General features: G+C 69.4%; 20 protein-coding genes. 7 read left to right on the top strand and 13 right to left on the bottom strand.

Going from position 1 to position 23,035, the window contains the following annotated elements; genetic code table 11:
* Positions 1-9: 9 nt before the first annotated feature.
* The 3 genes from POL67_RS07265 to POL67_RS07255 are packed head-to-tail and all read right to left on the bottom strand — an operon-like array spanning position 10 to position 2,193.
* The gene (locus tag POL67_RS07265) at positions 10-282 is read right to left on the bottom strand and encodes a hypothetical protein (protein ID WP_271916355.1); all 273 of its coding nucleotides are present in this window, start codon (positions 280-282) and stop codon (positions 10-12) included.
* The gene (locus tag POL67_RS07260; protein ID WP_271916354.1) at positions 279-1,112 is read right to left on the bottom strand and encodes a sensor histidine kinase; all 834 of its coding nucleotides are present in this window, start codon (positions 1,110-1,112) and stop codon (positions 279-281) included. Before POL67_RS07260 ends, POL67_RS07265 begins: the two co-directional genes overlap by 4 nt.
* On the bottom strand, positions 1,090-2,193 hold the full coding sequence (locus tag POL67_RS07255; RefSeq protein WP_271916353.1) for a PAS domain-containing sensor histidine kinase: 1,104 nt from the start codon (positions 2,191-2,193) through the stop codon (positions 1,090-1,092). Before POL67_RS07255 ends, POL67_RS07260 begins: the two co-directional genes overlap by 23 nt.
* Positions 2,194-2,252: 59 nt before the next feature.
* Between POL67_RS07255 and POL67_RS07250 the strand changes: the two genes are divergently transcribed.
* Complete coding sequence (locus POL67_RS07250) at positions 2,253-2,735, top strand: response regulator (RefSeq protein ID WP_271916352.1); 483 nt, start codon at positions 2,253-2,255, stop codon at positions 2,733-2,735.
* 57 nt (positions 2,736-2,792) lie between these two features.
* Here the strand turns inward: POL67_RS07250 and POL67_RS07245 are convergent, their stop codons facing one another.
* Both POL67_RS07245 and POL67_RS07240 read right to left on the bottom strand, forming a co-directional pair.
* Positions 2,793-3,923: a DHH family phosphoesterase gene (locus POL67_RS07245; protein ID WP_271916351.1), complete on the bottom strand. Its 1,131-nt coding sequence runs from the start codon at positions 3,921-3,923 to the stop codon at positions 2,793-2,795.
* 123 nt (positions 3,924-4,046) lie between these two features.
* Positions 4,047-6,032 carry a serine/threonine protein kinase gene (locus POL67_RS07240; RefSeq protein ID WP_271916350.1) on the bottom strand — a complete coding sequence of 662 codons (1,986 nt, stop codon included), beginning with the start codon at positions 6,030-6,032 and terminating at the stop codon, positions 4,047-4,049.
* 105 nt (positions 6,033-6,137) lie between these two features.
* Here POL67_RS07240 and POL67_RS07235 point away from each other — a divergent pair, with 105 nt between their 5' ends.
* Positions 6,138-6,380, top strand: coding sequence for a hypothetical protein (locus POL67_RS07235; RefSeq protein WP_136930940.1), 243 nt, complete (start codon positions 6,138-6,140; stop codon positions 6,378-6,380).
* 13 nt (positions 6,381-6,393) lie between these two features.
* Here POL67_RS07235 and yhbY read toward each other — a convergent pair whose 3' ends face one another.
* A complete protein-coding gene (gene yhbY, locus POL67_RS07230; protein WP_136930941.1) occupies positions 6,394-6,696 on the bottom strand; it encodes a ribosome assembly RNA-binding protein YhbY in 303 nt (100 codons plus the stop codon).
* A 151-nt stretch (positions 6,697-6,847) separates the two neighbouring features.
* On the opposite strand from yhbY, the gene POL67_RS07225 reads away from it, so the two are divergent.
* Both POL67_RS07225 and POL67_RS07220 read left to right on the top strand, forming a co-directional pair.
* Positions 6,848-7,312, top strand: a complete 465-nt coding sequence (locus POL67_RS07225; RefSeq protein ID WP_271916349.1) for a host attachment protein — start codon at positions 6,848-6,850, stop codon at positions 7,310-7,312.
* A 58-nt stretch (positions 7,313-7,370) separates the two neighbouring features.
* Positions 7,371-8,792, top strand: coding sequence for an MATE family efflux transporter (locus POL67_RS07220; RefSeq protein ID WP_271916348.1), 1,422 nt, complete (start codon positions 7,371-7,373; stop codon positions 8,790-8,792).
* Positions 8,793-8,869: 77 nt separating this feature from the next.
* On the opposite strand, the gene POL67_RS07215 is transcribed toward POL67_RS07220, so the two are convergent.
* Positions 8,870-9,418, bottom strand: a complete 549-nt coding sequence (locus POL67_RS07215; protein WP_271916347.1) for a dihydrofolate reductase family protein — start codon at positions 9,416-9,418, stop codon at positions 8,870-8,872.
* Positions 9,419-9,732: 314 nt separating this feature from the next.
* Between POL67_RS07215 and POL67_RS07210 the strand changes: the two genes are divergently transcribed.
* Positions 9,733-11,913, top strand: a complete 2,181-nt coding sequence (locus POL67_RS07210) for a bifunctional alpha,alpha-trehalose-phosphate synthase (UDP-forming)/trehalose-phosphatase (protein WP_271916346.1) — start codon at positions 9,733-9,735, stop codon at positions 11,911-11,913.
* Here the strand turns inward: POL67_RS07210 and POL67_RS07205 are convergent.
* The 4 genes from POL67_RS07205 to POL67_RS07190 all read right to left on the bottom strand — a co-directional run bounded on the left by POL67_RS07205 (position 11,910) and on the right by POL67_RS07190 (position 16,270).
* Complete coding sequence (locus tag POL67_RS07205; protein WP_271930761.1) at positions 11,910-12,785, bottom strand: oxygenase MpaB family protein; 876 nt, start codon at positions 12,783-12,785, stop codon at positions 11,910-11,912. The genes POL67_RS07210 and POL67_RS07205 overlap by 4 nt on opposite strands.
* Positions 12,786-12,923: 138 nt before the next feature.
* Complete coding sequence (locus POL67_RS07200) at positions 12,924-13,283, bottom strand: ribosomal maturation YjgA family protein (RefSeq protein ID WP_271916345.1); 360 nt, start codon at positions 13,281-13,283, stop codon at positions 12,924-12,926.
* Between the two features lie 77 nt (positions 13,284-13,360).
* On the bottom strand, positions 13,361-14,866 hold the full coding sequence (locus POL67_RS07195; RefSeq protein WP_271916344.1) for a serine/threonine-protein kinase: 1,506 nt from the start codon (positions 14,864-14,866) through the stop codon (positions 13,361-13,363).
* 12 nt (positions 14,867-14,878) lie between these two features.
* Positions 14,879-16,270: an FHA and sigma-54 interaction domain-containing protein gene (locus POL67_RS07190; protein WP_271916343.1), complete on the bottom strand. Its 1,392-nt coding sequence runs from the start codon at positions 16,268-16,270 to the stop codon at positions 14,879-14,881.
* A 93-nt stretch (positions 16,271-16,363) separates the two neighbouring features.
* On the opposite strand from POL67_RS07190, the gene POL67_RS07185 reads away from it, so the two are divergent.
* Positions 16,364-16,546, top strand: a complete 183-nt coding sequence (locus POL67_RS07185) for a hypothetical protein (protein WP_271916342.1) — start codon at positions 16,364-16,366, stop codon at positions 16,544-16,546.
* Positions 16,547-16,564: 18 nt separating this feature from the next.
* Here the strand turns inward: POL67_RS07185 and POL67_RS07180 are convergent, their stop codons facing one another.
* Positions 16,565-18,067, bottom strand: coding sequence for an OmpP1/FadL family transporter (locus tag POL67_RS07180; protein ID WP_271916341.1), 1,503 nt, complete (start codon positions 18,065-18,067; stop codon positions 16,565-16,567).
* On the bottom strand, positions 18,064-21,978 hold the full coding sequence (locus POL67_RS07175) for a hypothetical protein (protein ID WP_271916340.1): 3,915 nt from the start codon (positions 21,976-21,978) through the stop codon (positions 18,064-18,066). The genes POL67_RS07180 and POL67_RS07175 overlap by 4 nt, the downstream gene beginning before the upstream one ends.
* A gap of 138 nt (positions 21,979-22,116) precedes the next feature.
* Here POL67_RS07175 and POL67_RS07170 point away from each other — a divergent pair, with 138 nt between their 5' ends.
* A complete protein-coding gene (locus POL67_RS07170) occupies positions 22,117-23,034 on the top strand; it encodes a hotdog family protein (RefSeq protein WP_271916339.1) in 918 nt (305 codons plus the stop codon).
* Position 23,035 lies beyond the last annotated feature (1 nt).

The raw sequence follows: 23,035 nt of genomic DNA, 5'->3' as shown, positions 1-23,035 counted from the left end.
CCTCCGTTCTCATCCCTGACGCGTCATCACGCGGCCGAGCACGTACCCGAACGCGAGCGCCACGCCGAGCGCGACGAGCGGCCGCTCCTCGACGAAGGCGACCAGCTTGTCGTCGGCCCGTTTCACCTGACGAACCATCCGCGCCGCCCCGCTCGCGTGACCGTTCAGGTGGGCGCCGCCCATTTCCGATTTGTGAGGATCTTCGATCATCGCCTCGCGCTCCCAGCAACGGGCGCGCCACGCGGCCTGAGCAAGGCCCGCACGGTCGAGGCGCGTGATCACGCGTCGAGCGGGATGCAAAGCCGACAGATCGTCCCCTGGCCTTCCACGCTCTCGACCGACAAACGACCTCGGCAGAGCGTCGCCAAGTGGTGTGCCAGGTACAGACCTACACCCAGCCCGCGATACAGGTAGCTCGGCGCGTTGGAACCCCGATAGAACTTCGTGAACACCTGGCCGAGCTCGCGCGCCGGGATGCCGATCCCCCGGTCCTCCACGACCACCATCGCGCTTGCCGCGTCCTCGGAGATCACCCGCACGCAGATCGGCGCCTCGGGCGGCGAGTACTTCACCGCGTTCTCCACGAGCGACACCACGATCTGCTCCACCCGCTCCGGGTCGCCCCGCACGCGCACCGGCGAGGCGGGCTCGTGAAGCGTGAACGTCCGCGACTCCAGCATCAGCCGCGCCTCGCCCACCGCCCGCCGCACCGGCTCGCGGAGGTCGAACGAGAGCGCCGCCACGTGCAGCGATCCGTCCTCGATACGGGGCAGGTCCACGAGCAACGCGTCGATCAAACGGCCCAGCCTGCGCGCCTGCCGCATCGTCCGCGGGAACGTGTCGGGCGGGACGCTCGTCCCTCGCTCGAGCGCCCGCGCGAGCGTCATGAGCGAGACCTCCAGCGGCAGAAGCGGGTTCTTGAGCTGATGCGCGATCAGCGCGAAGAACGTCCTCATCTCCAGCCGCGCCTCTTCCTCGGCGGCCTCCCTCTCGGCGCGCTCGTGCGCGAAGCACTCGTTTTCCTGTCGGAGGCGCGTGTTCTCCGCCTGGGCCTCGGCGAGCCTGGCCGCGAGCGCCTCGTAGCTCGGCTCAATGCGGCGGGCGGCTTTCATCGCGGTTCCCTCGTTGGGCCGGCGCCGCTACGCCCTTGCCCTCCGGCCAATGCCTCGGCAGCACCAGCGAGAAGGCGCTCCCTCGCCCCACCTCGCTCGCGACCGTCAAGCTGCCGTGCAGACGCTTCGCGAGCCCTTGCGCGAGATAGAGCCCCACACCGAGCCCGCTCGCCGACGTCGGCACGTTCGAGCCGCGGTAAAACTTGCCGAACACGCTGGCCTGCTCCGCCGCCGGGATCCCGATCCCCTGATCGATCACGCGCACCCGCACGCGTGACTCCGTCCCCTCGACCTCCACCGTCACCACGCGCTGCCGCCCCGAGTACTTCATCGCGTTGTCGATGAGGCTGATCAGGATCTGGTGCACCCGATCCGGATCCGACGTCACGGGCACCCCATCGCCGGGCCCGTGGTACTCGAGCCGCTGCGACGGCGCGGCCAGGCGGAAGTCCTCCACCACCTCGCGCGTGAAGACCGCGAGGTCGAAGGGCGACACATGCACTTCCAGCGTCCCGCGCTCGATCGCCGCGGCGTCGCTCAGGATCGCGTCCACGAGCCGCCCGAGCCGGAGCGTCTGCCGCAGCGCGCGCGCCATCGTCCCGTCGGGCGGCGTCGTCCCGATGGCGAGCGCGCGCTCGATCGTCCGTAGCGAGTTCAGCACCGGCTGGATCGGCGCGCGGAGCTGATGCGCGGCCATCGACAGGAACGACTCGCGCTCGGCGGCGAGCAACTTCGTCGTGACCGACCGATCACTCGCCGACAGATCCCGCACGAAGGCTGTCGCGAACGCGTGGCCCCCGGGCGGCACGAGCGAGACCTCGAGCGGCACGTTCGTCCCGTCCTTTCGATGCCCGATGGCTCGCTCCGGCGCGACCGTCGCCTCGTCCCAGCGAAGCCCTTCCCCGTCGGGAAGCGCCACGAGCTCGGGGAACGACTCTCCGACGAGCTCTCCGGGCGAGCGCCCGAGGAGACGCTCTGCCGCGGGATTGGCGTACACGATCCGCCCACGTTCGTCCGCGCAGACCACCCCATCGGGCGCCCGCGCGATCACTTCGGTCCAATCGATCGTCGTCTCCTGCACGGTTACCACCTTGCGTTCGTCGACGGTGGCTTCATTAGGGACGGAGTGGTTCATTGCCAGTGGGGGGCACGAAATTGGGAAAGCGCTCGCGACCAACCGTTCTGATCGTCGATGACGACGACGAGATTCGATATTCGATGCGCAACCTCCTGGTCGTATCGGACTTCGACGTCTTGCTCGCCGCCGACGGCGTCGAGGCCCTCAAGCTGCTCGAGCGCCATCGTGTCGACGCGCTCGTCATCGATTTGATGATGCCGCGCCTCGACGGCGTGGGCGTCATTCGGGCGCTGCTCGGCAAACCCCCCGAGACGCGGCCGGGCGTGATCATCGTCGTCTCGGCGCACGTCGAGCTCCGCCGGCGCATCATGGGCCTCGACGTCCGCCGTGTCTTCCCCAAGCCCTTCGACGCGCTCGCCCTCGTGAACGAGCTCTCGGCCGCCTTCAGCGACGGCGCCGCGGACAGCGAGCCCGCCAAGGACAAACCGCCCGCCGAGCCGACCCTCGTCGCCGTCCCCCGCGGACACGAAGGGCGCCCGGTTTGACCCGGACGCCCCTCGATTTCCCAAGATTCCTCGATTTCGACGACGACGACGATTCGCTCAGCCGCCTTCGTCCGACGTGCCGATCCGTTTCCGGATCGTGTCCTCGACCATTTCCCGGACAACCTGCCACAGCGCGTCCTGGTTCGGGCAGGCCGCGAGCGGCCCGAGCGGGATCTGGAAGCCGCCTTTGCCGCGCCGCCCGCCGCCGTAGGGCATCCCGAGCGGGCCGATGCCGAACGCGTCGCGCAGCCACGTCGCCGGATCCAGCGACGCGTCGTTCGTGCGCAGCGAGCCGTCGATCCACCCCTCGACCAGGCCGAACGTGATCGCCGTCTTGATCCCCTCGCGCCGGAGGAGGAAGTCGGCGGCTTGCCCGATCGCGTCTCGGTCCTGCGAGCGCACCTGCCCCACGCCCGCGAAGACCCACGTCCCCTCCACCTGCATCGCCTCCAGCGCCCGCCGCATGATCCGCATCGAGCTCGACGGGATCGCGTACCGCGACAGCGCGCTCAGCACGTCCGTGTCCACGAGCTCGATGATGCTCGCGAGCGCCCGCAGATCGTCGGCGCTCGCGTGCAGCAGATCATCCGTATCGCTCCGGATCCCGTACGCGAGCGCGGTCGCGAGCCTCGTCGCGATCGCCCCGCTCTCCAGGACCCGCGTCGGCGCCTCGATCACGTACTCTGTGTAGATCGTGCTCGCCGCGCCCACGCCGAGCCGGATGTCCACGAAATCCGCGTTGAGTTTTCCCTGAATGGCGTGATGATCCACGATGGATACGCAAGGCAGCCCTGCGCTGCTCGGCAGCTCGATCGAGTTTGCGTCGACCAGGCTCAGCGCGCTGTACCGGTCGAGGTCTTCCGCCGCGGTCACGCGGACGAGCGGGAGATCGAGCAAATTCACCATCGCCCGATTTTCCGCTCGGCTCACGAGCGGCAGGTGCGCGATGTCGCACTCGATGCCCACGCTCGCGGCGAGCCTTTGATGGGCCCATGCGCTCGCCAGGCTGTCGGGGTCCGGGTATCCCCGGATGACGACGACGTGCCTGCCTTCGTGCTTTCGCAGCGCTTCGAGGAGCTGTCCGACTCGGCTCTCCGCTCCGTCCACGCGCCGCGGCCCGCGCAGATCGGGAAGGTGTGGGCTGCTGCTACGGTCGGGTTCGATCCGCAACGCTTCTTGATGGTTCACCGTCTTGCCCCGGAGGTGCGGGCCTGATGCCGCACGGTCCGCCACCCACGAAAGCAAGCCGCGCGCCCATCCCGCAGCCGGGCCGTCCCGTACGAACGGGGATGGACGCTTGCCCGAACCGCCTCAGAGCTTGAACATGGCCATGGCCGTTTCGCCCGGTCGAACGGTCACGCTCTTCGACTTCGCGGCGCCGCTCGTGGGTTTGCACGTCACCGAGTAGGTGCCGGCCTTCAGCGACAAACGCAGCGACGACGACTTCCCCTTCGAGGCCCCGTTCACGGTGAACGAACACGGACCGCCGACCGCCACGGCGACGAGGGTTCCGGTCGCCGCGGCCGGCGCGGGCGTCGGGGCCGCTTTGCTCGTCGGCTCGGACGCGCCGGCGCTGCCGCCCTTCGGCGCTTCGTCCCCACCCGAGGGCGGCGGCGTGGCGGCCGCGACGGCCGACGCGGAGGACGCGGGCGGCTCGGCAGACGCCGCCGCGGAGGCGGTCTCGGCCGGAGGGGGCGCGGCCGAAGGAGCTGGCGTGCTCGGGGGCGCGGCGACGGCCGATGGAGCGGGCGTGGCGACGGGCGGAGGCGTGGGAATCGCGATGGGCCCGTTCTCCTGGGACTGCGAAGTCGTCGAGGCGGACGGCTCGCCGGACTGCTTGCGCAGGAGCATGACCATGAGCACGACGACGCCGAGCAAGCCGACCGCGCAGAACGCGAGGAGCACGCGGATCATGCGCGAGCTGTCGGGCGCGACGGCGGGCGCAGGTGCAGGTGCGGCAGCGGGAGCAGGTGCAGGTGCGGCAGCCGGTGCAGGCGCAGGCTCCGCCGCGGGTGCGGGCGCAGGTGCGGCAGCGACAGCGGGCGCAGGCGCTGCAACGGGCGCAGGCGCAGGCGCTGGTGCAGCCGCAGGCATGACGACCGGCCCGGAGAACACCTCCGTCATCGGCTCGTCCATCGGCACCTGCGCGGGTGCAGCCTGCTGAAGCGCCGAAGCCATGTACCTTTGCGGCACCGGCGCTCCGTAGATCCCCGAGCCGAGGTGCACGCCTGTCTCGGCGTCGTCGTCGGCGGGCAGGTGCGCGAACTCGGGGTTCACGATGCCCCCGCCCATGGGCGGCGGCGTCGGCGCGGGCAGCCACGCGGACGCGGTGGCCGGGGACGACGGCGGCGGCGCGGGCGGCGGCACCGATCCGGTCGTCTTCCTCTCCCGCGCGGCCTGCGCGATCTGCCCGATCCGATCCACGAGCAGCCGGCCCTCGGGCGGCGAGAACGGCAAAAGCGCGTGCGCGAACGCGTGCACGCTCCGGAAGCGCGCCTCCACGTCCTTCGCGAGCGCCCAGCCGATCACCGTGTCGAGCTCCGCAGGCACATCGCCGCGCAGTTGCGACACGCGCATCGGCTCTTCGCGCGTGATCTGCAGCATCAGGTACGCGGCTTCACCCTGGAACGGCGGACGACCTGCGAGCATCTCGTAGAGGATCGTCCCGAGCGACCACACATCCGTGCGCGCGTCGACGTCCTTCGCCTTTCGCACGAGTTCCGGCGACGCGTACGGCGTGAGCCCGAACATCGCCGTCCCCGTGAGCTCGCCCGTCGCGTCCTGCGCGCCGCCGAGCAGCTTCGCCGTGCCGAACTCCGTGATCTTGATGAGCGGCGCGCCGCCGGTCCGCTGCGTGAGGAAGAGGTGCGACGGCTCCAGATCACGCACGACGATGCTGTTCGCGTGCGCCTCGGCCACGGCCTCGCAGGCTTGCAGCGCGAACAGGATCGCGTCGTGCAGCGGCAGCGGGCCGGTCTTGCGGACGTGCCGTTCGAGGTCGATGCCTTCGAGGTACTGCCGGACGAGGTAAAACGTCCCGTCGGCCTCGTTGCCGACGTCGATGATGCGGGCGACGTGCTCGGAGGCGATCTTCGAGAGGGCGCGCGCCTCGCGGCGGAAGCGCTCGATCTCGCGCGCATCGGCCTGGTGCGGCAGGAGCAGCTTGATGATGGCCCGCTGGTCGAACGCGGTGTGGAACGCGTCCACCGTGAGGCCATGTTTACGCCCGAGGATGGCGCGAACGCGGTATTTACCGCCGATCAGGGCGCCGGGATGGATGTCGTTGGCGGAGCGCATGACTCGTCGTTGTCGGCGAACCGGATCGCGCGCCCATTCTTGCATGCCCTCGGCGGGAGGGGTAGGAGCGTGCGTCTGGGCGAGAGACGCCCACGCTCCCGCACCATGAAGCGCTACCAGCCCGGCCCCTACGACAACCTCCCCGACGTGCGGGATGGCTTGACCCGCAAGGAGCGCATCGTGCTCTATGTCCTCCACAAGACGCAGGAGGAGCGCGGGGGCCGCAACGTGCCCACGGCGATGCTCTACGGCCGCGTCGTCGAATACATCGACATGAGCGTCGAGGAGCTTCAGCGTATCCTCGCCCGCCTGGCCGCTCCGCAGGAAAATACCCGCGGCAAGCCCTGACGGCCGGCCGCGCTCAGCCGGCCTTCGGGAGCGTGATCTTCGGCTCCTTCGGGTGACGCCGGTAGAGCAAGATCGTCCGACCGAGCACCTGCACGAGCTCGGCGCGCACGGCGGGCGGGATCTTTTCGGCGAGATCGCCGCGCTCGTCGGGGCACTCCGTCCCGACCCGCACCTTGACCAGCTCATGCTGCTCGAGCGCGTCGTTCACGGCGGAGACAATCCCGTCGGTCAGCCCGTGTTTGCCGAGCTGGACCACGGGATCCAGGTGATGGCCGAGCGCGCGCAGGTGGCGGCGCTGCTTTCCTGTCAGGCTCATGCGGTCCTCTTTCTCGGCCGACTCGGTCGAGGGACGGCCGGCCTAGTCCCCCGGCTCCTCCACGTCAAGCGCGCCCTCGCTCCATTGCCGGACGCACCCGACCCCTCCATGTTCCGCGCGTCGCGCCGACGAGGCGCGAGAGGAGGGACGCGTGCAAGAAAAACGCGTGCAAGAAACGGAACGGATCACGTTCGTCCTCGTCGCCGACGCGAGCCGAGCCCGCCTGTTCCGGCAGGGCCTCGAGGAGAACGCGCCGCTCGAGCTCGTCGAGGAGTTCGAGCACCCCGAGAGCCGCGCGATGGCCCGCGATCTCATGGCGGACAAACCCGGCCGCACGTTCTGGAAACGCGGCCAGAGCGCGCCGGACTACCGGACCGATCCGAAGGACGTCGAGGCCGAGAAATTCGCGCGTAGCCTCGCCGACCGGCTCGCCGCGCTCTACGACACGCAAGCCTTCCACAAGCTCGTCCTCGCCGCGCCGCCGAAGTTCCTCGGCCTCCTGCGCAGCATGCTCGCCGCGCACACGAACCACGTCGCCGAGGCTGTCGTCGCGTCTCACGAGAAGGACTACACGCAGCTCGACGTGCGCACGATCGCCGAACGAATCGCCGCCTGAGATCCAGGCACGGAATCGTCGGGCGCGCCCGCGCAGGCGAGGTATACCGGGGCCCTCCATGAGTGACGTGGCCCCGATTCCCAGTGCTTCGCGCATCGTGGACGAGACGGTGGCCGCAGGACCGCGGACGCGGAGCGCGGAGCTGCGCGAGATCGCCGCCCTCGGCGGACCCATCACGCTGAGCTTCGTCGCCAATCAGCTCCTCGGCTTCGTCGACACCGCCATGGTCGGCCGCCTCGACGCCACCGCGCTCGCCGCCGTCGGCATCGGCAACGGCATCTTTTTCTCGATCACCGTGCTCTTCATGGGCCTCATCCTGGGCATGGATCCGCTCGTGTCCCAGGCCGAGGGCGCGGGCGATCGCAGCCGCGCCCGCGCCGTGCTCGGCCAGGCCGCGCGCCTCGGCCTCGTTTTGTCGATCCCGTGCATGGCGATCATCGTCCTCGCCGGCCTCCTCGTCGGCCGCGCCGGCATCGACGCCGAGACCTCGCGCAACGTCCTGCACTTCTTGCTCGGCCGCCTCCTCAACGTCGTGCCTTTCCTCCTGGTCACGGCCTGCCGCGTGTACCTCCAGGCCCGCGGGTACACGCGCGCGCTCGTGTGGTCGGCCGTATGGGCGAACGCCACGAACATCGTCGGCAACGTCCTCCTCATCTACGGCGACGAGGGCCTCGCCTACATCGGCCTCCCGCGGGTCGGTTTGCCTGCGCTCGGCGTCCTCGGCTCGGGCCTCGCGTCGAGCATCGCCTCGCTCGTCTCCTTTGGCGTCGTGTTCCGGGACATCGTCCGGCGTGAGGGCAGGGTCCGCGCCGAGGAGCTCCGCGCCGATCGCGAGACCACGCGCTCCATCGTCCAGGTCGGCTGGCCCATCGGCACGCACCTGCTCGCGGAGGTCGGCGCCTTCTCGATCGCGGGCATCTTCGCTGGGTGGATCGGCCCCGAGGCTGCCGCGGGCCATCAGGTCGCGCTCTCCCTCGCGAGCCTCTCGTTCACCATCGCGCTCGGCATGTCGAATGCGACCTCGGTCCTCGTCGGCCGCGCCGTCGGCCGTGGGGATTCCACGGGCGCTCGCCAAGCCGGCCTCCTCGGCATCGCCTCGACCTGCGCCGTGATGAGCCTCTCGGCCGTCGTCTTCGCCGCGGCGCCCGCGTTCTGCGCGCGGATCCTCTCGGACAAACCCAACGTCATCGCGGCGGCGGTCCCGCTCATTCGCATCGCCGCGATCTTCCAGCTCGCGGACGGCGCGCAGGCGGTCGCGGCGGGCGCGCTCCGGGGTGCGGGGGATACGACGTCGGCGCGAAATGCGAACGTGGTCGGGTATTACGCGTTCGGCATTCCGCTCGCGCTCTTGCTCGGGTTTGCCGTCGGGATGGGCGCGGTCGGGATCTGGTGGGGGCTCACGGCGGCGCTCTTCGCCGTCGCGACGGCGCTCGTCCTCCGGTTCGCGCGCCTCGCGCCGACGCAGATGAAGCGAATCTGAGGCGCTTCGCTTGCAAACGGACGGACGGGGGCCCCGCGCCCCCGCCCTTGTTTCACAGCGATTGCATCACGCCAGGGTCATACGCTCCCGGCGGCTTGCGCCGAGGGACGGACCTCGTACTGGAGCAGCAACACTCCATTGCGGTACACCTTCGTCGACACGAGCGTGAGGTTCACCGGCGCGGCGAGCCGCGACACCACCGGGATCCCCGCGCCGAGCAGCACCGGATTCAGCTTGAACAGCACCTCGTCGACGAGCCCCTCGGCGAGGAGCATCGCCGCGAAATCCCCGCCGCCGCACAGGTACATGGGCTTGCCCTCCTGCGCCTTCAGCTTCCGGAGGACGCCGACGGCATCCTCCGCGATGACCTTCACGCGTGGATTCGGGCTCTCCTTCAACGTCCGCGAGAAGACGTACGTCTCCAGCGTCGGATACGGGTCCGTGACCCCCACCTTCAGCCCGAGCTCATACGTGCGCCGGCCCATCACGACGGCGCCGTACCCCGCGAGGGATGCGAGGTAATCGGCGGCGTGCTCCCCTTCCATCACGAAAAAATCGAACGAATGATCTTCGCGCGCGATGCGGCCGTCCGCCGTGATGGCGACGTGATACACGAGTTTTCTCATACCGATCTCCAGACACACGCCGGCCGCGAAGCCGACGTCCGAGCAGGCAGCAACCACGTTTTCTGATCCGCCACGAGCGAACGACCGGAACTCGACTCCAATGAGGAGCAGCGGCGTCGCAATGGCGGGGGTTCGTGCTCAGCGCGAGGAGACCATAGGGCGACGCTTCGTCAGCGTCGCGGCCACCTTACCCACGTCCCCAGGGCCTTGCAAGAAGTTTCCGAATCTCCCTGGTGCCGTTCGTCCGGGAAAGCAGTATTTGTCCGCATATCGTTGGTGGACAAAACTTTCTGTCGGTGCCACCCTCCCCCGCCATGGCTCGCCTGCTCCTCGTTTCGAACCGCCTGCCCGTCACCGTGAAGGTCGAGCATGGCGAGGTCCACGTCACCCGGAGCGCCGGAGGCCTCGCGACCGGCATGAAGGGGCCCCACGAGCGCTCGGGAGGCCTCTGGCTCGGCTATCCCGGCGACGTCTCGCGCCTCCCGCCCGAACAGCGCGCCGCCCTCGAAGCGCGCCTCGAAGATCTCCGGTACGTCCCGCTCCACCTCTCCCCGGGCGAGGTCTCCAGGTTTTACGAGGGATTCTCCAATGGCGTCCTCTGGCCCCTCTTCCATTACCTGCTCGACCAGGTCCCCATCGGCGAGCGCGACTGGGAGAGCTACCGCCGCGTGAACGAGCGATTCGCCGACCTCATCGCCGCGCACCACCGCGAAGGCGACCTCGTCTGGATCCACGACTATCAGCTCATGCTCGTCCCCGGCCTCCTGCGAAAGAAAATTCCGAACGCGCGGATCGGGTTTTTCCTCCACATCCCCTTCCCCTCCGCCGAGGTCTTTCGCATCCTCCCCTGGCGCACGCAGATCCTCGAAGGCCTGCTCGGCGCCGACCTCCTCGGGTTTCATACGCTCTCGTACCTGCGCCATTTCGCGTCGTCGCTCCTCCACGTGCTCGGCCTCGAAGCCAACGTCGATCGTGTCTTCACGGAAGGACGCGAAGTCCGGCTCGGCGCCTTCCCCATGGGCATCGACGCCGCCGCGCTCTCCGCGCTCGCCGGCTCGCCCGAGGTCACCGCCGAGGCGCAAACCTTCCGCCAGCCCGGCCAGCGCATCCTGCTCGGCATCGACCGCCTCGATTACACGAAAGGCATCCCGCGCCGCCTCCTCGCCGTCGAGCGCCTCCTCGAACGCGAACCCTCGCTCCGCGGCAAGGTCCGCCTCGTCCAGGTCACCGTCCCCTCGCGCACCAACGTCGAGGCCTACCAGGGATTCCGCAGCCGGGTCGACGAGCTCGTGGGCCGCATCAACGGCGCCTACGCCACGGTGCATTCCGTGCCGATTCACTCCATGTATCGCTCGTTCAACGAGCGCCAGCTCGCCGCCCTGTATCGCGCGGCCGACGTCATGCTCGTCACGCCCTTGCGCGACGGCATGAACCTCGTCGCCAAGGAGTTCGTCGCGTCCCGCACCGACGAGGACGGCGTGCTCGTCCTCAGCGAGTTCGCCGGCGCCGCCTCGGAGCTCGCCGACGCCTTGCTCGTCAATCCGTACGACATCGGCGGCGTCGCGGCCACGCTCAAGCGAGCCCTCACGATGCCTCAGGGCGAGCGGCGGCAGCGCATGCAAAACCTCCGGCAGCGGGTCCTCGAGGACGACGTCCACAACTGGGCGCAGAGCTTCCTCTCCACGCTCGAAGAGCAATCCGATGCGTCGAGCGGGCGCTCGCTCGGCGCGACCACGTCCGCGGCCCTCGAAAGCCTCACCTCGGACCTCCGCAAAGCGCCGCGTCTCACCTTGCTCCTCGATTACGACGGCACCCTCGTCCGGTTCGCCCGCGCCCCCAACGACGCCGCGCCCGATGCGGACCTCCGGCACCTGCTCACGGCCCTCGCGCGCCGCCCCGGCACGCGCGTCCACGTCGTCAGCGGCCGGACGCGCGACGTCCTCGAGCGCTGGCTCGGCGACCTGCCCATCGCGCTCGCCGCCGAGCACGGCTTCTGGACGCGCGACGCCTCGGCGCGAGAATGGCGCCCCCGCACGGACATCCCCTCCGATTGGAATGCGAAATTCCTGCCCCTGCTCCGCCAGTTCGTCGCCCGCACCCCGGGCACCTTGCTCGAAGAAAAGAGCGCCTCCCTCACCTTCCATTACCGCATGGCCGACCCCGAGTTCGGCGTGCTCCAGGCCAAGGAGCTACGGCTCCACCTCGGCGACCTGCTCAAAAACACGCCCGTCGAGATCCTCCCCGGCGATAAAATCGTCGAGATTCGCCCCATGGGCGCGGGGAGCGGCGCGCTCGTGGCTTCGCTCGTCGAAGGCGCTCCCTCCGGCGCCCGCCTCGTCGCGCTCGGCGACGACCTCCTCGACGAGGAGATGTTCGCCGCGCTTCCGCCCCCGCACGTCGCCATGCACGTCGGCCCGCGCCCGAGCCGCGCCGCCTACCGTTTGTCCGGGCCGATGGCCGCCCGCACGTTCCTCCAGGCCATCGCCGAAGACTAACCGCGCGGGCACCTCCGCATCACCTCTTCCGGCGGCGCGAGCCCCGCGGGGATCCACCCGCGCGCGTCGAGCGCCTGCACGATCCGCGTCGTCCTCGAAACCCCTTCTCCCCGCGCCGCCTCGATTCGCGCCGCCGCCTGGTGCCACGCAGGCACGTACCGCAAGGCCGGCGGCAAAAACCTCGCTCCACGAAGTGTGCCGAGCGCGAGCTCGTACGCCCGTTTTGCGTCTGCGTCCCAGGGCAAACCCACCGCGCTCCGCCACCGCTCTGGCAAGAGCCCCGCGCAGAGCCTCGCGACCCCGCGCATGTACGGCGGACCAAAAAGCACCCGCAGGATATCCCGCGCCATGTCCCCGAGCTCCAGCGCCCCCTCCACCATCCCCTCGAAATAACGCTCGAAGCTCTCCCAGTCGGGCGGCAATTGCTCCGGGGGCAAACCCACCACGGCGCCCCATCGCTTCGACTCCTCGTAAAAACGCGCCCGCTCGTCCCGATCGAGCGGCTCCACGGCCGCCTCGTACGTCATCAGCGCCCCCTGCACCAGCGTGGCGAACACCCATTGCAGGGCGGCCGGATCGTTCGCGCGATACCGCGTGCCTGCCCGCCCCTCGCTCGAACGCGCCGAAATCGAACCACGGACCCGCTCGTGGAGCTGAAAGATCCGCCCCCCCACCTCGATCGACATCGACAGATCGCCGAAAACGAGCGCGTGGGTCGCGTACACCGTCCGCCGCGTCCTCGCCATCAGCTTCGTTTGATAATCACTGAACCTCCCCACGCCCTCGGCCACCTCGGGCAGGAGCACCTCCAGGACCACCGCCGGCGGAATGGCGGCCAGCATGGCCCCTTCCCGCCAAATTCGCCGCACCATCCCTTCCTGCGCGAAGAGCCCCTCCACCGGGCCCACCGCGTTCTCACGCGCGTAGGCGAGGCAACGCTCCCGCCGCTGCTTATCCTTCTGGGAAACTGCCGCGAGACTTTCGTAGAGGTCTGGCATTGCAACAACGTATCACGACGGCCGCTCCCTCCGCAGCCTCCACGCGCGCTCGATCCCGGCCCCGGCGCTCACACCGACCGCATAATAAATGAGGTCCATCACATGGAATCCATATCCGAGCGCGAGCCCACCGAGCCGCGTCGCGCGGATCGCATCCACCCACGGCGCGTGATAAAGCTGACTGGCCTCGATCGCGTAACAAAAGAGCAGCGCAACGACGGACGCGGCAGCCGTCCGGCACGCGGGAACGAAGAGCCCCACGAGCCAGAAGCTCATCGTGGCATAAAGCGCGTCCCCCGCTCCCTTCGATAGCCACGCCGGCAGGCCCGGAATCTTCCGCGACAAGAGCCCGAGCCCGATCGTCACGAGCACGAGCGCCGCGTACAGCCCCCGCGAGCGACGAGGCGCCTGCTCGTTGCATGGGGTCTGTCTCGACGAACGTCCGGCCATCAAAGGCAATGCCGTTTGTACTTTTTTCGACCGGACGCGTCGATGAAGAAGGGTGGATCGCAGCCGGCGCTCGCGGCGGCAGGTTTCGCCCGCGGCGTCGTCGGGCGCGGCGACGCGGTCCCGCTGGGCGAAACGCTCGGCGGCGCCGCCGAAACGACGCTCGTCGCGGAAGGCGCCGGCGCGGCCGCAGCGGAGGGCGCGCTCGTGACCACGGATTCGGGCGTGGCGACGCTCATGGCGATCGAAGGCGCGCTCTGCGCGGACGCGGTGCTCGCCGGCACACCCCGGAGCAGAATGACGATCAACACCACCACGAGGAGCCCAACGAGCCCGACGAGCCCGAGCACCACCGGCGTCACGCGTCGCTCCGGCACATGCATCGGCGCCGCACTTGGCACCTCCGTTTTCGCCGTCAAAGCCACCACCGTCGCCGCCGGGGGCTCCTCTCGGGACGGCTGCACGTGGAGCAACGTCGCCTCCTCGGGGCTCGGCGCGGACGGGCTCGAAAGCATGGGCCGCAACGAGCGGCGCTCCTCGCTCTCGATCGCCAGGATCAACTGCGCGCGCTCGGCGAGCGTATCCCCCGCCATTTCCTCGACCCACGCGGCGATCTCCGACGGCGTCGCCAGCGGCCCGCACGCTTCGAGCGCCATCGCCATTTCGAGCGCCGTGGGAAAACGCGCGTCCGCGTCGCGCCGGAGCGCGCGCAACGTGACCTCGTCGAAACAAGCGGGCAGCGCGGCCACGCGTTTGCTCGGCGGCTCGACCTCGGCTTCGAGCAGGCGCACGAGCGCGAGGTCCTCCGACGCGCCCGCATAAAGCCGCCGACACGTGAGCGTCTCCCACAACACGACGCCCGCCGCATACACGTCCGCCCGCCGATCGAGCACCTCCCCGCGGAGCTGCTCGGGCGACATGTACGCGAGTTTTCCCTTGATCGTATGGTCGCTCGTCACGTGCGCCCGCCCGGCCGCGCGCGCAATGCCAAAGTCGAGCACACGCGCAACGCCGTCCGCGCCGACGAGCACGTTCTGCGGCGACACGTCGCGGTGCACCACGCCGAGCGGCTCGCCCCGCGCGTCCCTCGCCTCGTGCGCCGCGTGGAGCCCCCGCAGCGCGTTCGCGAGCACCGCGGCCACGATCGACGGCGGGATCTTCTGCTTGCGCTTGCTCGCCGCGCTGATGAGCCGCGACAGCGGCTCGCCGTGCACGTACTCCATCACCAGGAAGACCTCGCCTTCCTGCGACACGACGTCGAGCGTGCCCACCACGTTCGGGTGCCGGATCCGCGCGGCGATCCGCGCCTCGTCCGTGAACATCGCGACGACCTCGGCGATCCGCGCGTGCCAGGGATGGAGGCGCTTGATCGCCACCGTCCGCAAAAAACCCTCGTCCCCGACGAGCCGCCCGAGGTGGACCGTGGCCATGCCGCCCGCCGCGATCTCGTCGTGCACGCGATAACGGCCCAGCACGAGCACCCGGGGCGCGCCGCGTTCGCCTTCCATTCAGCCCCGAGACTACCCCTTGTGGCGCGCCTTGATGAGCTGAAAGTAGCGCCTTGCAATCCCCGACGCCGCCGCGGCTGCGCCCACGTTGCCGCCGTGCGCCGTGAGCACCCGCTGCACGTACCGCCGCTCGAACTCCTCGACCACGCGCTCCCGCGCCCGCGGCAAAGGCAAATCGAGCGCGAGGATCTCCTCGGTGAAATCCGCCGGCGCGGGCTTCGGCGGCGTGCTCGGCCGCGGCACGCCCGACGCGCGCGGCGTGTTCGGCCGGAGCGTCGCGATCGGCGCGAGCTCGCCGAGGGCCACGCGACGCGCGACGGCGTTGTAGAGCTCGCGCACGTTGCCCGGCCACGCGTAGTCCGCGATCCGCCGCGCGAAATCGGGCGGGAACGGCGTGTCCTTGCCGGCCAGTTGACGCCAGAAGTGTTGCGCCAGGACGACCACGTCCCCCGATCGCCTCCGCAGCGGCGGCAGCTCGATCCGCGCCACCGCGAGCCGGTAAAACAGATCGTCGCGGAACCTCCCCGCCTGGATCTCGTGATCGAGGTCGCGCCGCGTCGCCGCCAGGATCCGCACGTCCACGCGAACCCACCGGTTCGATCCGACGCGCTGCACCTCCGAGCGCTCGAGCGCGCGAAGCAGCTTCGCCTGCAACGGCAGCTCCAGATCGCCGATCTCGTCGAGCAAAAGCGTGCCGCCGTGCGCCTCTTCGAACACGCCCTTGCGGGACTCGGTCGCGCCCGTGAACGCCCCGCGCTCGTGCCCGAAGAGCGCGGACTCGACGAGGTTCGGCGGGACCGCCGTGCAATCGAACACCACGAACGGCCCCTGCTTGCGTGGCCCGAGCTCGTGCAGCGACTCGGCCAGCACCTCCTTGCCCGTGCCCGTCTCGCCCTCGATGAGCACGGGCACGGCCGCGCTCGCGAGCCGCTCGCAGAGCGGATACAGCGCGCGCATCTCCGGGCTCGCGCCGAACATCGCGCCGAACCGCACGGCCGACGGGATCGCCGCGGGCGCCTGATCGGCGAGCCTGTCGATGCGGATCTGCGTCTCGCCCATCGTGACGATCTCGCCACCCGTGAGCAGCGCGCCGAGGACGGCCACGCCTTGCACCGACGTACCGTTCGTCGACTCGAGGTCCGTCACGCGGAGCTTGCCGCGCAGGATCTCGAAGGCCGCGTGCCTGCGCGACACCAGCCGATCGTCGACGCGGAGATCACACATCGGGCTCTGCCCGACGAGCACGCGCGACGGGTGACCGGGCGCGATCGTGAACGTCTGTCCGCGGCTCGCGCCGGCGACGACCACGAGCGAAAACCCGGGCGAGGCCGCGCGGTCGGGCCTGCGCACGAGCTCCGTCTCCACCTTGTCGTCGAACTCGTCCTCGTCCTCGCGCCCGCTCATGCGGCGCCATCTCAGCACGCACGCACGCCGACGTCACGGCCCCGGCGCGCGCCCCGCTTTTCGCCGGAGAGCGCGGGCTCCATGCCTTCGAGCATGAACCTCGAGATCGCGGACGAAGAAGCAAGGGAGCTCAGGATCGCGCTCGACATCCGGCTGCGGGAGATGCGAAACGAACTCGTCCACACGGACGATCACGCGTACCGGGATGACCTGCGCAGGTCGCTCGAACGGCTGGAGAAGGTCGCGGAGAAGGTCAGCGGAAGCGGGGCGCGATGACGGACGCGCGTACGGCGCCTACGTCCCGCTCCCCGCCGGCTCGGGCTTCGGCTTCGCCGGCGCCGCCTTCCCGAACGTGTACATCGCGCCGAGGCCCACGATCGTCGCGCTCGCCGAATACGTCCCGCCGTTGATGATGTTCGGCTGCGGCGCGGGGTTCGCCACGAGCGGGCTCACCTGCGGGATCTTCGCTTCCCGTGGATCGACGTCCTGCGAGAACATGATCGCGTGCGCCACCACGAGGTCGAACCGGAAGGGCCCGACGTGGAGCCCCGCGCCAACCGAAGGCGTCAGCTTGTTCGAATCGATCGTCAGCACCGAGACGTACTCGTTCGGCACCGCGCTCGTCTCGAAGCGGAGCCCCGCCCGCACGTCGAGCTGCATCTTCCCCACGGGAATCGCGTATTCGCCGCCGACCTGCGCCGAGAACGCGCCCCGGAAATTGCGCGGCAGGTTCACGGGCGGCAAGAGGTACGTCTCGGGAAACCCCACCACGTTCTTCAGCGCGACCCCGTTCGGATTCACGCGAATGCTATCGTGCACGCCCCAATCCTCGTAGGCCACCGCGAGCTCGGCCCGGAGCTTGTCGCTTGGCCGCGCCTCCACGCCGAGCCGCACGTTCCACGGCAGCTCGAAGGCCACGTCCGCGTCCTCGCCTTCCTGCCGCGCCGTCGCGAACGGCGCCGCCGACGGGAGCCGCGTCCGGATCGTCCCGCTCGACCGCACCCAGAACGGCAAATGCCCCGACAAACCCACCCGCACCTTCGGGTGCGGGATGTAAATCACGCCCGCGTTCGCCGACGGCGCCACGATCGGCCCGACGGCGAGCTCCGCGAGCACGTCCCACGAAGGCTGCTCCGGCGCGCAGAAGAACCGGTCCGGCACGCACCCCGAAAAGACCACCGTGCTGCGGAACGTCCCCGCGAGCACCTCAACCCCCGCGCCGATCCGCAGATTCGGCGTCGGCGCATAGGCCGCGTACGCGCCGCCCACGGCGAGGATCGAGCCTTCCAGCGAGAGCAGCGAATACCGCTGCGGCGCGGGCTGCCCGTTCAACGTCTCGGGATACGTCGCGACGCCCACGTACGGTGCCCAAAGCCCGACGCCTACGACCCATTGATCGTGCGGGACAAACGAAAACCCGAGCGTCGGGATCGGCAGAAACGGCGCGCTCCCCCGGACCGGATCGAACGTCTGCACGCGCTCGTTCACGGTCGCGCCCGTGTTCGGATCCGTCTGCCGGACGATCGTGCGGCGCGTGTATTCGCTCGAAAAATGAACGTAACTCGCGTCGAAGAGCACGCTCATCCCGGCGTCGTAAAGCCCCGCGGGGTTGTAGACGACGGACCCGAGATCGTCGGCGCCCGCGACGAACGCCCCGCCCCGACCGAGCGGGCGCACGCCACGCTCGGACAGATAGAGGCCCGCTGCGCCGGCGGATTCGGAGAAGAGCCCGAGAGAAACGGCGGCGAGCGCGCCCAAGGCGAGGGCGCGCTTCCGCGGGGAGGTGTTTCTGGTCATTGACGCGGCCGCTTCTGGACGATGGTGTAGATCTGCTCGAGGCCGCGGGTCGGGCTCGTCAGGAAATCACGCGCGGAGCCGAAGATCGTCTCGTAATCGGTGGGCGCGAGCGGCCCCGGGTTCGCCGCCGCGTCGATGCGGCTCACCTCGGCCACCGTATCCATGATGATTTCCAGCGGCGAGAGCCTCGCCACGCCGTTCACCGGATCCATCGGCGTCACGAGGTTCGGCAGGATGTAATCCATCACGTGGTACTTGTCGTACACGTCCGAATTGAGCGCCTTCAGGAGCTGCAGCGCCGCCGGCAATGCGCCCTTGTTCCCCGCCTCGTCCTCGGGCCGCGCGCCCGGGGCCGCCGCATTGAGGAGCGGCGCGATCTCGGTATCGGCGAGCAGCGCTTGCAAGGCGTCCGCGAGTGACGAGAGCGTCGCTTCGAGCGCCTGCCCGTCGCTCGCGGACGACAGGAGATGATCGAGCAGCCGTTCGAGCTCACGCCGCGCCGTCTCGTCCTGCCGGATCTTCTCCAAGAGGTCCACGAGCGCGGCCACCATCGGGCTATCGAGCCCGTCGGCGAGCGATTTGCCGAGTTCGTCTTTCGCCCAGGTACACGGCGTCCCATTCTCGCGATCCGGGCAATGCGCGTTCACCTGCTCGCGGAACACGCGCAGCGTCGTCGAGAGCGCCCGCGGGATCGCCGGGTTCGCGAACTTCGCCGCCGCGCCCTCGCCCTCCACGGCGAGGAACTGATCCACGAGCTGCGAGCGCGCCCGCTTCCATTGCCCCTTGCGCCGCTCCGCGTCTGCCTTGCACGTGTCGTACGCCGCCTGGCAATCGGAGAGCTCCTGCCCCGTCTTCCCGGAGCAGCCACACGCGTTGTCGAAGCGCAGATCCATTCCGTGGAGCCCGTCGGCGAACAACGTGAACACCGTGTGCTGCGCCTGCGGCGTCCCGTCCACCCACGTCGTGCCCTTGTTCCCCTTCCGATCCGTCATCCCCGCGGCCGCGGCGTACGCCGGGTCGAACAGGAGCTGCGCGGTCTTTTCGAGCACGTCGGCGCCCGTGAGCACCTTGCCCGCGTTCGGCCCACGCGCGACCGTGATCTTCGAGACGTCGCGCATCGCCTTCGAGAACTCGTGCAGCGCGGGCACGATGTCGGTCATGAACGCGTCCGCCAGGATCGGCTCGTACGTGTTCACGCCCGCGCCCGAGCAATAGAGCGGGTTCGTCTTGGCATCCCCGCTCGAATCGCACTCCGCGCCGTGATCGGGCCCCGGCCAGTGGCGCTTCAGGATCTCGATGAGGTCGAGCAGCATGACCTCGCCGTCGGCCACGAACTCGCCGTTCTGCTGCTGGCATTGCCCAGCGTCGGTGCACGTCGCGTTCGCGAACGTGGTCACCAGGGGTCGCAGGTAATCGTAGAAGCCGAACCGTTCGAGGACGAACAGTGTGTTCTCTCCGCGCAGGCGGAGAATGTCGGCCGACGTCTGGCACTTGCGCGTCTCGATCTGCGTCTGCGGACAAACCACGGTGGGGACGGGCTCGATCAGGTTCGAGATGAAATCGTTCGTCTTCTTGTTCTTCGCGTTGCCGCCGAGGATGTAGAGGTCGATGTCCGGCAGCACGCTGAACTGATCCGACGTCGCGCCGAAAAAGACGAGCCGGTTCAGCGCCTTCGGTTCCGGCTTCAGCGTCAGGCCCGTGATGCCCGACGACTGCTCGAAGAGCGCGCCCTTGTCCGTGAAGGCACCGAGGAAGTTCAGAATGCCTTCGAGCGTGCCCGATTTGATCTTGAACTCGGCCCGCTTGGGGTGATTGGCCGGCAGGACCGAGTCGAGGTAAAACACCCCGAGGTTCGGGAACGCGAGCAGCTCGCATTCGTCGTAGCTACCGATGAGCGGCCACGACACCGTGAGGCTGCCGAGCGCCGCTTTCACCTTCGCGCCCTGCTTGTTACACGCCTTCACGTTGTTCGCGTGGTGAATGATGTCGAGCGTCCGCTCCCAGCACGAGCGGTTCTCCCCCGCGAGCGGCTTCGTCCGATCGACGGGCGTCGACGGATCGAGCGTGTTGTTCGTCGTGACGTTCCACGCCGGACCATTGAGGTCGTCGTCGTAATACGTCATCTCGTCGCGGGTCGTCATGAGCCGCATGAGCGACTCGCCCATGTGCGACACGCCGCCCGTCGGCGTCACGAACGCCGGATCTGCGAACGATCCGATGAGCTTCGCCGTAAGCCCCGGCCGCTGCGTGACCCGCCCCATCACGGCCGCAATCTCGTCCCAAATCGGCGCCTCGTACGGAATCTCCGCGAGCTTCTCCTTGCCCTGCGCCGCGAGCACGTCGTGGCCCTCCGCGATCTTCCGGATCTTCAGCGCCGCGCCGAGCAGCCGCGAAAGCTCCTGCTCGTGGTTCTCCACGAGATCGATGAGCCCGAGCACGAGCGCATCCGACTCCGGATCCGCGAGGATCTGCCCGAGCGCATGCGCGAGATCCGGCAGCGGCGAGGTATCGGCCTTGAAACGCCGATACGGGACACAGCTCGCACACGCGGTCCCCGCGGGTTTGACCTCCTCGGTCTCCAGATCGTAGACCGCGTCCTCGCGATCCCCGAGCAGCATCGTCGCCCCCGCGACCGCGTACATCAACGTCTCGCGCTCGTCCTTCCACGCGTCGTCGCCCGCGCTCGGCGCGTACTGCGTCGCGTCCACGAGCGGCGCGAGATCCTGCGCGACCGCGCCGATCAGCGTGCGCGACGTGTCGACGTATTCGTACATCTGCGGCTCGGCGCGGCCATAGGCGTCCGTGCCCGGCGTTCCTTGCGGGCTGAACGGCGCGAGCGCCGCGACGGGCACGTTGATGTCCGTGACGAACTGCCCGAACTCGTCCGTGTCCGCGAACCCATCACCGTCCGTATCCGCGAACGGCGCGGGCACCGTGCCCGCCTGCCCCGGCACATTGCCGAACGGAACGACAAACCCACGCCGATCCCGCCGCGCGATCCACGTCGGCTCTGCGGCTTCGTCCTTCGCGTACCGCGCGTCCTGGTCGAGCAGGATCCGCGACAGCATCTCGAGCGTCTCCATCGGCCGATTCGGCTGCGCCGTCGCCGGGTCCACGACGAGCGGCACGAGCGGCGCGAGCGTCGGCTTCGAGGTCGCGAGATCCCGCTCCACGACGCGAAGGATCTGCGCGAGCTCGGGCGCCATCACGCCCTCGGGCGCGAGCACATCGAGCGCGCTGCCGAGGAGCGGACGCAGCCGCGGATACGAGAGCAAGGGCCGCACCGCGCCGAGCGCCGCGCCCGTCGGCCTGTACCCTTGCCGTCCCCATATCTTCGAGAAGGCTTGACGTGCGGGCTCGCTCTGCATGAACGAGGCGAAGACCTCGCCGAGCGCGCGTGTCGAGGCGGGCACCGTGGGCGTTCCTTGGGGCTCGAACGGATTCGACTCGTAGAGGCGCGAGAGGTTCTGACTGAACGACAGGAGCGCGTCGTGCAGCCGCACCTTGTCGCCCTCGGCCTCGGTCGTGACGTCGTCGATCTCGATGTCGGGAAAGATCGCGTTGAACGCCTGCACGAGGTCGCTGCGCCGCTTCGCCATGGCCTCGACCTTGGCGATGCCGAGCGCGCGCGCCGTCTCCTGCTCGGCCCCGCGCGCGGGCGGCAGGAAGCTCGTATCGACTGTGTCCGCGTAGATCCCCTGGTTCGAGTAGTGGCAGATCGCATGGTACGATCCGCCCGTGAGATCTTCGGTCAGCGAACTCGCGCCGATACGATCGCAGAGCACACCGTAAAGGTCGTCGCCGAGCGTGGCCTTCGGCGGCGCAATCCGGGTGGTATCGATGCCCTCGTGGCACGACGCGGCCGCAGCGACGGTGGCGACCAGGCCAAACGAACGAAGAACACGGCGCAAGACAGGCGAGCGAGTCAGACGAGCGCGCATGTGGACCCTCCCACGCGAAGCATTCTACATGAGCTCTGCCCCACCAGGAACGCCGACGTTCGACAATTGTCACGGGCGAGGCGCCCAAACGTTGCTACATCGCCGCGCATGACGTTCATCCCCGCAGAACCCGAGGTTCCGGAGGCACAACGCGCGTCGGGGCCGCTGGTCCTACGTTACGAGGACATTAGTCAGAACGGAAAACTCCTCCTCGACGCGATGCCCGTGGTGCTCGGGCCTTCGGTGTGGCGAGCGGTGTGGCAGCGGGGCGCGGCGCCCGCGCTCGCGGCGGAGGGGATCCTCCCGATCCTGAGCCGTTTCGTGATCGAGGGCGGCGAGGGCCCGCTGTCGGTGATGTCCAAGGTCGAAGGCGAGGGACGATTCCAGATCGCGCACACCGTGGGCGCAGACGGCGCGGTCGAGCGGCTGATGCTGAACATGTGGTGCAACGTGTACGGCGAAGCAGGCCGCACGCACGGGCCCGCGCCTGCGAACGCGGGCGAGCGCCTGCTCGCGGGCCGCGTCTTTGCCGAGCACGTGGTCACGCGCCCGTTCGGCCCCCCGGAGGCGCGCAAGATCACGCGCGTCTCCGTGCCGGGTTTTCCCGAGGTGCCGCCCGACCGCCATGCGTGGCGACCGCCCGAGGCCTCGATCGAGCTGCCGCCGGGGGCGCGCTGGCTCGACGACGCATTCACGCTCGACGCGACGCACGTGCTCTTTGGTCTCGACCATACGGATTCGAACCAGCACGTCAATTCGCTGGTCTATCCGCGCCTCTTCGTGGAAGCCGCGCTGCGCCGGTTGTGGGACCACGGCCGGAAAAACCCGCAAATCGCACGCGCCGCGGAGATCGCCTACCGAAAGCCGAGTTTCGCCGGCGAACGGGTGCGGGTCGCGCTGCGCGCGTTCGCGGGGGACGACGCGGCGGGCGTGGCGGCGATCCTGGTGTCGGACGAGGAAGCCCAGGGGCCGATCGAGAAGGCGCGGCCGCGGGTGTTCGCGCGGATTTGGTTTGGCGAGAGCTGAC

It is taken from the genome of Polyangium mundeleinium, assembly GCF_028369105.1.
GTDB classification, from domain to species: Bacteria; Myxococcota_A; Polyangia; order Polyangiales; family Polyangiaceae; genus Polyangium; species Polyangium mundeleinium.
Note: the sequence above shows the minus strand (reverse complement) of the source record. Positions and strands in the feature narration are given on the sequence as shown.

Bases quoted from the DNA above. Each gene is read 5' to 3' on its own strand.
- POL67_RS07260 (WP_271916354.1), bottom strand. From the start codon at position 1,112: ATGAAAGCCGCCCGCCGCATTGAGCCGAGCTACGAGGCGCTCGCGGCC.
- POL67_RS07240 (WP_271916350.1), bottom strand. From the start codon at position 6,032: ATGCGCTCCGCCAACGACATCCATCCCGGCGCCCTGATCGGCGGTAAA.
- POL67_RS07235 (WP_136930940.1), top strand. From the start codon at position 6,138: ATGAAGCGCTACCAGCCCGGCCCCTACGACAACCTCCCCGACGTGCGG.
- yhbY (WP_136930941.1), bottom strand. From the start codon at position 6,696: ATGAGCCTGACAGGAAAGCAGCGCCGCCACCTGCGCGCGCTCGGCCAT.
- POL67_RS07220 (WP_271916348.1), top strand. From the start codon at position 7,371: ATGAGTGACGTGGCCCCGATTCCCAGTGCTTCGCGCATCGTGGACGAG.
- POL67_RS07215 (WP_271916347.1), bottom strand. From the start codon at position 9,418: ATGAGAAAACTCGTGTATCACGTCGCCATCACGGCGGACGGCCGCATC.
- POL67_RS07210 (WP_271916346.1), top strand. From the start codon at position 9,733: ATGGCTCGCCTGCTCCTCGTTTCGAACCGCCTGCCCGTCACCGTGAAG.
- POL67_RS07205 (WP_271930761.1), bottom strand. From the start codon at position 12,785: ATGGTGCGGCGAATTTGGCGGGAAGGGGCCATGCTGGCCGCCATTCCG.
- POL67_RS07195 (WP_271916344.1), bottom strand. From the start codon at position 14,866: ATGGAAGGCGAACGCGGCGCGCCCCGGGTGCTCGTGCTGGGCCGTTAT.
- POL67_RS07190 (WP_271916343.1), bottom strand. From the start codon at position 16,270: ATGAGCGGGCGCGAGGACGAGGACGAGTTCGACGACAAGGTGGAGACG.
- POL67_RS07185 (WP_271916342.1), top strand. From the start codon at position 16,364: ATGAACCTCGAGATCGCGGACGAAGAAGCAAGGGAGCTCAGGATCGCG.
- POL67_RS07180 (WP_271916341.1), bottom strand. From the start codon at position 18,067: ATGACCAGAAACACCTCCCCGCGGAAGCGCGCCCTCGCCTTGGGCGCG.
- POL67_RS07170 (WP_271916339.1), top strand. From the start codon at position 22,117: ATGACGTTCATCCCCGCAGAACCCGAGGTTCCGGAGGCACAACGCGCG.